This window comes from Actinoplanes sp. NPDC048791, assembly GCF_040650095.1.
GTDB lineage: Bacteria > Actinomycetota > Actinomycetes > Mycobacteriales > Micromonosporaceae > Actinoplanes.
Genome location: NZ_JBEZGQ010000173.1, coordinates 1 through 11614 on the forward strand (window position 1 = coordinate 1; position 11614 = coordinate 11614).

The 11614-nt window shown below is 69.1% G+C and carries 3 protein-coding genes and 2 pseudogenes; 1 reads left to right on the plus strand and 4 read right to left on the minus strand.

Annotated elements, in window-relative coordinates:
* Positions 1-693, minus strand: a pseudogene (locus tag AB0C29_RS15560) (hypothetical protein); the annotation flags it as partial.
* A 574-nt stretch (positions 694-1267) separates the two neighbouring features.
* Between AB0C29_RS15560 and dnaB the strand changes: the two are divergent.
* Complete coding sequence (gene dnaB, locus AB0C29_RS15565; RefSeq protein ID WP_360546616.1) at positions 1268-2710, plus strand: replicative DNA helicase; 1443 nt, start codon at positions 1268-1270, stop codon at positions 2708-2710.
* Here the strand turns inward: dnaB and AB0C29_RS15570 are convergent.
* From AB0C29_RS15570 to AB0C29_RS15580, 3 genes and pseudogenes are all read right to left on the minus strand, one after another.
* Positions 2707-3447, minus strand: a complete 741-nt coding sequence (locus tag AB0C29_RS15570; protein ID WP_360820633.1) for a hypothetical protein — start codon at positions 3445-3447, stop codon at positions 2707-2709. The genes dnaB and AB0C29_RS15570 overlap by 4 nt on opposite strands.
* Positions 3440-11371, minus strand: coding sequence for a toxin glutamine deamidase domain-containing protein (locus tag AB0C29_RS15575; RefSeq protein ID WP_360820635.1), 7932 nt, complete (start codon positions 11369-11371; stop codon positions 3440-3442). Before AB0C29_RS15575 ends, AB0C29_RS15570 begins: the two co-directional genes overlap by 8 nt.
* Positions 11368-11614 (minus strand): annotated as a pseudogene (locus AB0C29_RS15580) (hypothetical protein); the annotation flags it as partial. The pseudogene AB0C29_RS15580 and the gene AB0C29_RS15575, both read right to left, overlap by 4 nt.

An 11614-nucleotide genomic window follows, 5' to 3' on the forward strand; every position in this document is an offset into this window, starting at 1 on the left:
TTGTTGGTCAGGATCAGCCCGTCGGCACTGAGCACGACCCCGGAGCCGAGCGCCGGGCCGGGGCGTCTCGGCGAAGGCCTGCCAGCTCGGTCGGCTGTCCCAGGACGGCCGGGCATCGGGCTGCCGGGGCGGAGGCGCGTCGGCGGGCTGCCATGACGGGGTGGCGCTGGAGGACGTGAACTGCTGCCACGCCGGCCGGTCCTCGCCGCGCGCGGACTCCCACGGTGGGGTGGCGCTGGGCTGACTCTGCCGCGGCTCCCCGGGCTGCTGCCACGACGGGGTGGCGTCGGGGGGCTGCCAGCTCGGGGTTGAGCCGGCCTGGTCGTCGGTCGCGGGAGTCGGCCACGCCGTGCCGGAGATGGCCGGGAGCCGGGTCGGGGCTTCCGCCTGCGGCGGAATGACCGCGTCCGCGTCGCCGCTCTGCCAGGCCTCAGTGGTCGTGCGCCAGCCGTGCGAGCCGGAAGCGGAACGCCACTCGGTCGTCTGCCGCCAGCGGGCGCTCTCCGCGGTGGAGCGCCACTCGGAAGTCTGGGTGCGCCAGCCGACGCCCTCGGCCGGCAATGCGGGGCGGCCGGTCGCCGCCACGTCGGACCAGCGACTCACCGTGCCCGAAGACTCACCCGGTGTTTCGGGGTTCTGCGCCCAGGCGTCGGCCCGCAGCGACCAGGCCACCGCTTCGGGAATCGGCTGCATGCTGCCCGTGTCGGCCGGCGAGCCGGTGCCCCACACGGTGGCCCCGGGCTCCGCTTTAGCGGACGAATCGGGATCTTCCGGGCGGTTTGTGGGTGTCCAGGAGTCCGACGCGCTTCTTTCGCGCGGCAGGCGGGCTCCGTAGTCCCACTCCCGTTGGTCCACCAGAAAAGCGTGACGTGCGCGCGTCCGATCTGCAATGTCTTGGGACGACAGCTTGCTCACGAAGGCGTTCTTTTTATCTCTCCACACGGTGGGGACGACAAAAGTGCTGCTCAGATGGGCGCGCCTCCCGGAATCCCCAGGCGTTGTACACAGGCTGTGCACAGGGCCGCGCACAGGAGGAGGCGGGTTGTCCACAGGTTGTCCCGAGGCTCGTCCACCGGCCCGCTTGGGTCTGTGACGTGCGGCTTCGTATGGTTACCCGCGCCGGATCAGGTCCCTCTTCGTGGCCTGGGCCGACTTTTCCGGTGAATCTGTGGTCCCCGTCACTCACTCGGGGTCCTGCTCACCCGAAAGTGTCGTACCCGGGCTGTTTGATCACGGAGCAGGAACGACGATGAAGGGGTAGGTCGGCATGTCGATCACCGACGACGCACGACCCGATTCCCGGCCGCAGTCATCTCCAGGAGGTAAGCCCTCCGGTGGCCGCCCGCCAGGCGCCGGTGGGCCGCCGCCCCAGACCGGCGGCTTCGACAAGTCACCGCCGCAGGACATCGCCGCGGAGCAGAGCGTGCTCGGTGGCATGCTGCTGTCCAAGGACGCGATCGCCGACGTCGTCGAGATCCTCAAGTCCCACGACTTCTACCGCCCGGTCCACGCGACCGTCTTCGACACGATCCTCGAGCTCTACGGCCGCGGCGAGCCGGCCGACGGCGTCACCGTCGCGGCGGCGCTGTCCGACTCCGGCGACCTGCAGCGCATCGGCGGCGTGCCTTACCTGCACACCCTGATCGAGAGCGTGCCGACCGCCGCCAACGCGTCCTACTACGCCCGCATCGTCTCCGAGCGCGCCGTGCTGCGCCGCCTCGTCGAGGCGGGCACCAAGATCACCCAACTGGGGTACGGCACGGGCGGCAACGGCGGCATGGACGTCGACGACATCGTCGACCTCGCCCAGCAGGCTGTGTACGACGTGACCGAGCGCCGGGTCTCCGAGGACTTCGCGGTGCTGGCCGACATGCTTCAGCCGACGCTGGACGAGATCGAGGCGGTCGGCGCCACCAACGGCATGATGACCGGCGTACCGACCGGCTTCTCCGACCTGGATCGGCTGCTCAACGGCCTGCACGCCGGCCAGCTGATCATCGTCGCCGGCCGTCCGGGTCTGGGTAAGTCGACCGCGTCGATGGACTTCGCCCGGAACGCGGCCATCCGGGCGAACTGCGCCAGCGCCATCTTCTCCCTGGAAATGAGCAAGATCGAGATCGTCATGCGTCTGCTGTCGGCGGAAGCCAGGGTGCCGCTGCACGTGCTGCGCTCCGGTCAGCTCTCGGACGACGACTGGACCAAGCTGGCCCGCCGGATGGGCGAGATCAGCGAGGCCCCGATCTTCGTCGACGACACCCCGAGCATGAACCTGATGGAGATCCGGGCGAAGGCCCGCCGCCTCAAGCAGCGCCACAACCTGAAACTGATCGTGGTCGACTACCTCCAGCTGATGTCCTCCCCGAAAAAGACGGAGAGCCGCCAGCAGGAGGTCGCGGAGCTGTCCCGAGGCCTGAAGCTGCTGGCCAAGGAGGTCGAATGCCCGGTGATCGCGGTGAGCCAGCTGAACCGTGGCCCTGAGCAGCGCACCGACAAGCGCCCCCAGCTGTCCGACCTGCGTGAGTCCGGCTCGATCGAGCAGGACGCCGACGTGGTGATCCTGCTGCACCGCGACGACTACTACGACAAGGAGTCCCCGCGCGCGGGCGAGGCGGACTTCATCGTGGCCAAGCACCGAAACGGCCCGACGGACACGGTGACGGTGGCAGCGCAACTGCACCTGTCCCGCTTCGTCGACATGGCGATCGTTTAGCGCGGCTCAATCACGAAGGCGGAGGCAGGGGCGGCCGGTGCCCGGTAGAGAGGCGACTCACCCAGCACGGTGATTTTGGCCGGCCGGGCGTCCACGAGGACAGCGAAATGGTCTCGGAAGCCCTCCACCGCGACGCCGGCCGGTCGGGTGATGCGCTCCTCTAGCCGCCAGCCGTGCGCTGCCAGCAGGGTGCTGACACGGTCCAAGGCCTCGGCGGGGGGCAGATCACCCAGGCCGGCCTGGATCGTCACCTCGAAGCCGAAGCTCTCCTCACTCCAGTTCACCGAGCCGGCCGACCGGCGCAGGGGCCCTGGGTCGTGCGCGGTGAAGACGCCTTGGCCGGGCAGGGCAGTGGTGACCAGCTGGACGAGTTCCTCGCGAAAGGCGCGGTGCGCATCTTCGACGGCGCGAATCATGGCTGCCCAGGACGGTGGGACCGCGGGGTCGTGGCGAGCAGGACGTACCGGCAGGGGCACGCCGTCGACGAAGTGCCGCTGCTTGAACTCCTCCCAGGTCGGCACGCCGATGGGCCGGGTCGCATGCCGTCCGGATGTCACCTCGACCTCGTAGATGACGCCGGCTCGAGTCATCGCGGCGTCCGCGGACTCAACGACGGACTGAGCGAGCTGCGGGTCGTCGTAGACCCGCTCGTCGATGAAGAACGCCGGCCGGAGATCGTCGTACGCCTCGCCGTACTCGTAGAGGTGGACGTTGGTGCCCAGATCGCTGTCAACCATCGCTGTCCCGTTCGGCGCTCTCGAGCTGGTCCAATGCGGCAGCCTCCTCCATCGCAGTCTGCACGGCCTGTTTCTGCAACCGGCTCGTACTGACATGAGGCTTGTACAGCGTGTTGTGCTCGATGTCGGCGGCCAGGGAGGCGCGTTCCGTGGTGAGTTGCAGTTCATAGGTGCACGGCAGCCCGTCGACCTCGATCGAGACGATGAGCGGAATCACTCGATATGACGGCGCCTGGGCCTTGGGCTGGGCGTACATGTTCTCGATCTCGAGGATCCGGTCGCCAAGACGATCCTTGACCATCTCCAAGGCAACGGTCAGCGTCGCCATGTCGGGTACGGTCAGCCGCACTCCTACAGCATCGATGATGTCTCCGATGCGGTAATCGGGTCGGGCGGGACGATTCGGGCGGTCGCTGGTCATGCGCCTGACCTTGTCCAGGAGGTCCCCGCTCTTCTTGGCCCGGGCAGATACCCGAGCGAGGTCACCCAGGAGGTCGGCCAGCTCCGCGATTTCTCGCCTGGCGGCCGGCAGCACCCGCCGTTGCAGACGGACGCCGTAGTCATCGACCAGCGCGAGTTCCGACGGAGTCGGGTCGGCTCCCACTGCTCGTACCGGATCCTGCTGACGCGCCTGTGCCTCGAAATTCTTCTTTCGGGAAGATCCGTCGGGCGCTGTGTTGATGTCCTCGGACACCGGCTCGAAGATCGTGCCCAACCCGGGATTGTCGGCGAGGAAGTCGGCGAGCGATATGTGCCGGGAGATTGTGGCCGCGCGAGCGAGTGCGGTGAGCAACTGAAGTGCACGAGGCCTTCGCTGAGGGTCCAGCAGAGCCTCTGTGGCGTTGAGGCGGTGATCCGTGGCCGCGTGGTCGGCCAGAAGGCGCACCACGACGTCGGCGAGTTCCGGCGAATGAGGTTCGACGTACTGGCGAACGGCGTGCTGCGCGGCAGCGAGTGCCGCGGGATCGACGCGCCCCGGCTCGGCACCCCTCGGGACCGGACCCGACGGGGAGGGTGGCGGAGTGTTGCGAGGTGCTACTGACGGGGTGGGCCGTACGTCCAGCCCATCCGTTGGCCCTCCTCCACCATCGCTTGGAGGATTTCCTCGGTGGGGAGATCCGTGTGCAGGTTCTCCCGTGCGATCTGCTCGGCCGTGATCCTGTCTATCTGCTTCCTTCGGTCCTGGTACTTGTCGTCGTACAGCATCGGTACCGCCAGTGCTGGAGCGTAGATCCACGCCTTCCGCGGGACGCTCCAGATCACTGCCTGGAAGGGGTTGTCCATGATCACTTGGTAGGCGATCAGGCTGCTTACTGTCCCCGACATGTCGGACTTCAGGACCGCCTGATAGCCGAATCTCTCGTCGGTCATCGCCCTCATCCGATCCGCTGTTGCCGAAGACATCATCTCGCGTGAGCCTGTGCGCCGCGAGGACTTCGTCGAAGGTCTGGTTACGCTGAGCAAGATACTGAGAGTAGTCCGCCCACATTACGGGCTCGTCATCAATGAAGCGCCGGAAAGTGGTGTCGACCGTTTTGGTGATCGGCAGGCGTGTCAAGTCGGCAGGCCGGTGGGAACCGATGTCGTTGTCTTTGTTGACGGCGAGCATTGCGAGGAAGGCTTCTATGCGTTGGCGTGCCGGCGCTCGCTGAAGCCGTACCTTCTTGTACAGATCGTGGGTGACCGAACCGACACTCAAGGAGAGCGCGGTCGGGAACTGCAACTCGACCAGGAATCCTTGAGGGTCCACCAGGGTCACGTTGAGACCATTGTGCCGGCCGTTGTCGTTCCAGAAATTGACCATGCGATCGACTCGAAGGTCGGAGATCGCCAGTGCGTCGAGCGTGGACTGGACCGCTTCCACGTACCCGTCCTCGGGTACCCGCACGGAGAATCGGACGCGGTCCTTGGTGCTGGACAGGAAGTCCGCGACGTTCAGATCCTCGAACTCTGACTCGACCGCGTAGGTACGGCCCAGCGAGTCGGCGGTCTTGACGCGATATTCCTCTTTGACGACTTCGAGCGGGATGCTGCGGCCGCTCGCGTTCACCGCCGCGACAGCGCGATGAAGGATGGGCGACACGCGTGCCGCCGTCGCACTTGCCGCGTTGACGGATTCCTCGATCGCGGCGCGAACATCCGGGTCGAGCGACTCCAGCATCTCTCGTTCGACCGCATCTGCGTCGAATCCGTCCGCCGACTCCGAGGCATGATCGTTGTCATCGCCACCTGCGCTGTCCGAAGACGCGCCGGTGGGCTCCAGCGACGACCGGCTCCACAGGCCGGCCTCGTGGTACGGCAACGGCGCCGGCCGCCCCTGTCCGTCCACCACCACCGCGTCCATCGAGATGACGTTGCCGTTGTTCTTGACTCCTGCATGGGAGTACAGCGGCGCTTCCTCCGAGAGGCGGCCCGTTTGCGGGTCCAGGAACAGGATTGTGCCGTTCTGGTTCACCGCCGCCCATGCGTGGGCCGTGCCTTCCTCAGAGTCCGTCACGATAAAGGCGAATGCGCCATGGCCCGCGTTGTACAGATGGTTGTGCAGGTTCGTCATGGCCGTGTCCACAGCCTGTTTCGCCTGCTGCGGGTCCAGCCCACCCACGTACGGGCACAGCCCCTGGAATTCGCTGCCGACGGTGTCCTCGATGCGGGCCAGGCCCCGATCCTCCGCGCCCAATGGGCGGGTCGGGTCGCCGTACGCGTATGAATCGAATGTGCGCGGCGCCGAGACGCGGGGGCGACCATGCACATAGGTTTCATACAGTGACAGCACGCCGTCCACGCAATTGATGCCGCGGGTCGGGTCCGCGGCCGGGCCGCCGTCGTTCGCCAGGCCGAACCAATTCCCCTGCCGGGGATCGGCCAGGCGCACCACCCGGCCGTCCGCATCGCGCGGCATGGCATTTTCCAGATCAACCTGATGTACGGCGAGAGGCGCGCGCAACCCGCCCCGTTTCCCGTACGGCCGGCTCTGGTCGACCGGCGGCGGAACGCCGTCGCCGGTCAGCGCCGACTGATCCCCGGTTTCGACCCCGCCCAGCGCCATCGTGCCGACGTCGTCGTTGATCCGCACCCAGTCCGCCGGCTCGACCTCGACCCGTTCGGGCGCGAACTCCCCGGCCAGCACCTGCCGGGCCTTGAGCTCCAGGTCGTCGGCGTCCTCACTGGTACGCCGCGCCTCGGCCCGAAGGTGCTCGCCGAGCAGCGTGGAACCCGACGCCAGGGCGGCATCCGCCTGCATGCCCAGGTCGAGCACCTTGGTCCGCTGCCCATCAGCGATCCGCACCAGATAGTCGGCGTACTCGGCGCGCCGGTTGTCCTCGTGCGTGGCGCGCGCGTGCTCCATGTACCCGCGGTACGACTTCCGTTCCCGCGCGTCATGCTCGGCCTGGCGCACCTGCTCCAGCCATTCGGCCCGCTCGGGGTGAATTCCGGCTGTCTGATTCGGCGTGCCGGATTTCAGCGCCTCGTCGATCGGTGAGTTCGGATCGGTGGAGTTCGGCGTGCTGTCGTGCGTCGGCTGCCGGTCGTCGCGGGGAGCCAGGGCTTCCGCGATGCGGTCCACCGGCGCGGGCTTCGGGGCCAGCGCTTCGGCGATGCGGTCGACCGGGCGTCGCGGCGACGGGACCGGGTTGGGAGCAGGCCGCGGCGTGACGGACGGGTCCGGTGCCGGGGTCGGCGGCGTCGGGCCGGGCTGCGGATCGGGGCCTGGTCGCGGATCGAAGGGTGGGACCGGTTCGGCCTGGCTGACCCGGTCGAGGTCGGCCGCCAGCAGGGCATCCGGCGTCTCATCCCGCGGAGTCGGAGTGGACTCGAGAAGATCGGGCGCCGGCGAAGGCGTTGGGGTGGCGAGTAGCCGAGGCGCCGGCACAGGACCAGGCTCGGGTGCAGGCGGCGTCGCGAGGTCAGGCGCAGGAGCCGGTGCGGGGACAGGCGTCGGCGCAGGCGAGGGCGGCGGAACCGGTGAAGGCGTCGGCGCAGGTGAGGGCGCGGGTGCAGGCGCCGGGCGAGGAGTCGGCGAAGGCGTAGGACCAGGCGACGGCGACGGCCCCGGGAAAGGCCCAGGACCAGGCGCCGGCGAAGGAACAGGCTGCTGGTAAGCCGACGAGTAGTAGATCGGCGCAGGCCGCGGAGGCGGAGGAGGCAGAGTCGTCTGCTTCGGCCGCCAAATCCCATCCGGCCTCCCGCCGAACGGCATCGGGTTTCCCCGCCCGTCCACCACCAGCGCATCCAACGCCACCACGTTCGCCGCGTCCGGGCGTCCCAGGTGGCCGTACAAGCTGGTGCCCGGCGGCGCGACCCGGCCTGATTGCGGGTCCACGAACAGGATCTGGCCGTTCTGGTTCACCGCCGCCCATGCGTGCGCCGACCCGCCTTCCCAGGCGTTGACCAGGAATGCGAACGATCCGTGCCCGCCCGCCAGCAGCTGTGCGGACACGTCACCCAGCGCCTGCTGGATCTTCTGGCCTGCGACCGCCGGGTGGTCGCCGCCCACCCCCGCGCACAGTGACTGGAACCGGCCGCCGGTCGCGTGTTCGACGCGTTCCGGGCCGATGTCCTCGCCGTACAGCGGTTTTGTCGAGTCGCCGTCCGCGTAGCCGTCGAACGTTCGCGGCGCCGAAACCCTGGGCCGGCCGTGCACGTACGTGTCGAAGAACGACAGCACGCAGTCCTGGCAGTTGATCCCGCGCGTCGGGTCGGCCTTCGAACCGCCGTCGTTGACCAGCTGGAAGTACGGCGCGCGCGGGTCGGCACCGCGTACCGGATCGCCGTTGCCGTCGCGGGGGACCGCGCTTTCCAGGTCGACCTGATGTTGGGCGAGCGGCTCGCGCAGGCCTGCCCTCGTCCCGTAGGGGCGGGTCGCGTCGATCGGCGGCGGATGATCGTTACCGGTGAGCATCGACCGGTTGCCGAACGTCACCGCGCCGCGCGCCAGTCGGCCACGGTCCTCATTGGCCCGGTGCCAGTGCTGCGGCGCGACGTCCGTGATGGTTCCGGGCGGCGGCCGCCACGCCGGGTCCTTCAGCGCCGTGGCCTGCGCTTCCGCCCGCTCGGCCTCCGCCGTTGCCACATCGACGTGGGCCTGGAAGTACGCCGCCATGTGCGGATCGAACTTGAGGAAACGCGCAACCCGGGCAGATCGCCGCGCGCTCCGGGCCCGGCGGCGCGCGCTCTCCGCCTTGCCCTCGACCGCGTCGATCACTTCCTGACGACGGTGCGTCGCATACGACTCGCGCAGCTCCCGCGCGTACCGGAAATACCCGTCCACTTCGGTCTCCGGCGCGGCCGCCGTCTGCGGCGGCAGACCGCGGCCGGGAGCAGCACCGACCAGGACCGCCGCCGGATCCGTCGGGGTCGCGCTCAACCGCGACGGTACGTCCACAGCCCCGTCCCGAGGCCCGGGCACCTGCGGCGGTCGCGTGGCCGGGTTGCTCGGAGCCGGTCCACCGGGATCGGTCCGCCCAGGAAGCAGCCCGCTCCCGGTCGCACCGGCCGCCGGCGCAGTGACATCAACCGCAGCCGACCCACGAGCAGCACCGACCGGCGAGGCGGGATTCCGTGGCGGCGTGGAGTTCGAATCGTTGCCGACGGGAGTGCTGCCGTCAGGCCCAGTCCGCGGCGACGTGACGTTCGGACCGGCGACACCTGGGCCGCTGACGTTCGGGCCGGCGACGTTCGGGCCGGCGACGTTCGGGCCGGCGACGTTCGGGCCCGTGACGTTCGGACCCGTGACGTTCGGACCCGTCACGTTCGGGCCGGCAATACCTGGGCCGGTGACGTTGGGGCTGGCGGTACCTGGGCCCGTGACGTTCGGACCCGTCACGTTCGGGCCGGCGACACCTGGGCCGGTGACGTTGGGGCTGGTGGCACGTGGGCTGGTGACGTTCGGGCCTGTGACGTTCGGACCGGTGACGTTCGGGCCGGTCGGTGAGGTGCCGGCCGGCGTCGGGTGCGTGCCGTTGCCGAGCGGGGAGCTCCCATTCCCAGGCAGTGAAGGATTCGTGGTAACAATGCTCGGCCGGTTGGGGGCATCCGTGCGCGAAGTCAGGTCGATCCCGGGACTCCGGGCCGGGGGCGTGGTGCCGTTGCTCGACGTGTCCGTCCCGAAGGGAGACCACGGGCTGAGGCCACTCGCAGGCGCAGGCGAGCGAGGACCCGAGCTGACCGAAGGGCCATTCCCCGAAGGAGACCCAGCCGGACCCGACGGCGACGACACCGAAGTCCCGGCCACAGAAGGACCAGAACCCGAGGTCACCGCCCCGGTGGACACCGACCCGCCACCACCACCTTGGAAACCGGTTGGAGCAGAAGAACCAAGCCCTCCGGTTGAGCCGAATCCGGCCGGCGTCCCCCCGCCGACCATCCCGCCCGGCGTGCCGGGGCCAGAGCCAGCGAGCCCACCCGGCGTGCCGGGGCCAGAGCCAGCGAGCCCACCAGACGAACCGGCCCCTGCCGACGCACCCGAAGCAACAGCAGTGCCCGAAGACCCGGAAACCCCCGTCTCACCCCCGACAGACGAAGGCGCATCAACCGCAGGCGCAAGGCTCGACAGATTGACCCCACCGGACGGCGCCGGAGCCGCGTAGGACACCGACGTCGCATCCGCCGAGCGAGAACCGCCATCCGTCGAAACCGACACCGGCCCGGCCGAAGAACCACTTGCATATGCCGTCGGATCGGATGAAACCGACAAGGGCGCGAACGCGGCCCCAGAATCCGAAGACCCACCTGAAGGGGGCCCACCTGAAGAGAGCCCACCCGAGGAAGCGCCGGTCGAGGACGAGCTGGGCGACGACACCGACGACACCGACGACACCGACGACACCGACGACACCGACGACAAGGGGCCCGCCTCACCCCCGTCCCCGGCCGCAGAACCCGGTCCGGACCCCGCCCCGAGAGACACCGGACCACCAGGCACCCCGAGATTGCCGACCTTGTCAGCCAACCCGTCCGCGAAGCCCGACCGCGCACCATCCATCAGCGACCCGCTGGCCCCCGAACTGGCCGACTTGGCGACACTTTCCAGATCCGGCAGGTCCCCGCTGACCGCAGCCCCGCCGAACTCGCCGAGCACCTCCGCAGCCATCCCGCGGGTCATTCCCCCGCCGCCGTGGCCGCCTTTGCCGATGCCCGCCCCGCTCGCCGCGAACCCACCCGCGAATCCGCCGGCCGCCGACATCCCGAGATCCCGTACGTCGAAGCCGTGGGCCCGCCCGGTCGAGTTCTGGTACGCCTGGATCGCCCCGTTGGTGGCGATCTCCTCGCGCATCTCGTCGAAGCCCTCCTTGAAGGCTTCCTTGCCGAGCTTCTTCAGTCCCGCCTTCGTGGTCAGCTGCTTGGCCGCCCGCTGCCCGGCCTCCTTCAGCGACTTCTTGATCGCCTTCTTGCTGAGCTGCTGGACCAGTCGCTTGAAGATCTGCTGGATGGCCAGCCGGGTCGCCGCGATCAGGCCGCCCGCCGCCGGGGACGCCGCACCCAGGGTCAGCGCCACGGCGACTGCCATGCCGATCAGCTCGATCAGGAACAGGCCGATCTCGATCCAGGCCTCGAGTTTAGCGCCCTCGATGTCGCAGCCGCATTCCTCGACGAGTTTGCCCAGCTCGTCGGCGATGGCCAGGAGCGAGTTGAGCGGCGCGTTCTCGTCCGCGGACAGCTGGTCCCAGGCGCCCTTGAAGGCCTGCGCGCCCGCGCCGCCGTACCCGGAGAGCACCTGGCCGGCCGCGTCGTAGGCCTCGTCGCGCGGTTCGGCCAGGCGTTGGGCGAGCGCGTACCAGCGGTCGGCGACGTCCCAGGTCGTCTTCTCGTTGCCTTCCGGCCAGTCGAAGCCGACCACCCATTCGAGCGCCTCGTACGCCCAGCCGGGCACGTCGAACGGCATGTAGTCGAGCGGGTGCGGGATGGGGCTGGGCAGGATCGTCACGAGCGTGTCCTGTACGTCCGCTCCACCTGGACGGCTGCGTGGTGGTCCGTCTCGGTGGCCTCACGGACCGTGTCGACCACCGCGTCACCCAGGCCCTCGACGTACAGGCCGAGCTTTTCCCAGGCCAGCAGCACCTGCTGCTCGATCGGGCGGTAGTTGTTCTCGAAGGCCTGGCCGATCTCGTCGGCGCCTGGTCCTTGCCGAGGTAGACCCCGCCGATCACGCCTGCCACGAGCAGACCCA

Coding starts and splice junctions, on each gene's coding strand:
- dnaB (WP_360546616.1), top strand. CDS start 1,268: ATGTCGATCACCGACGACGCACGACCCGATTCCCGGCCGCAGTCATCT.
- AB0C29_RS15570 (WP_360820633.1), bottom strand. CDS start 3,447: ATGGTTGACAGCGATCTGGGCACCAACGTCCACCTCTACGAGTACGGC.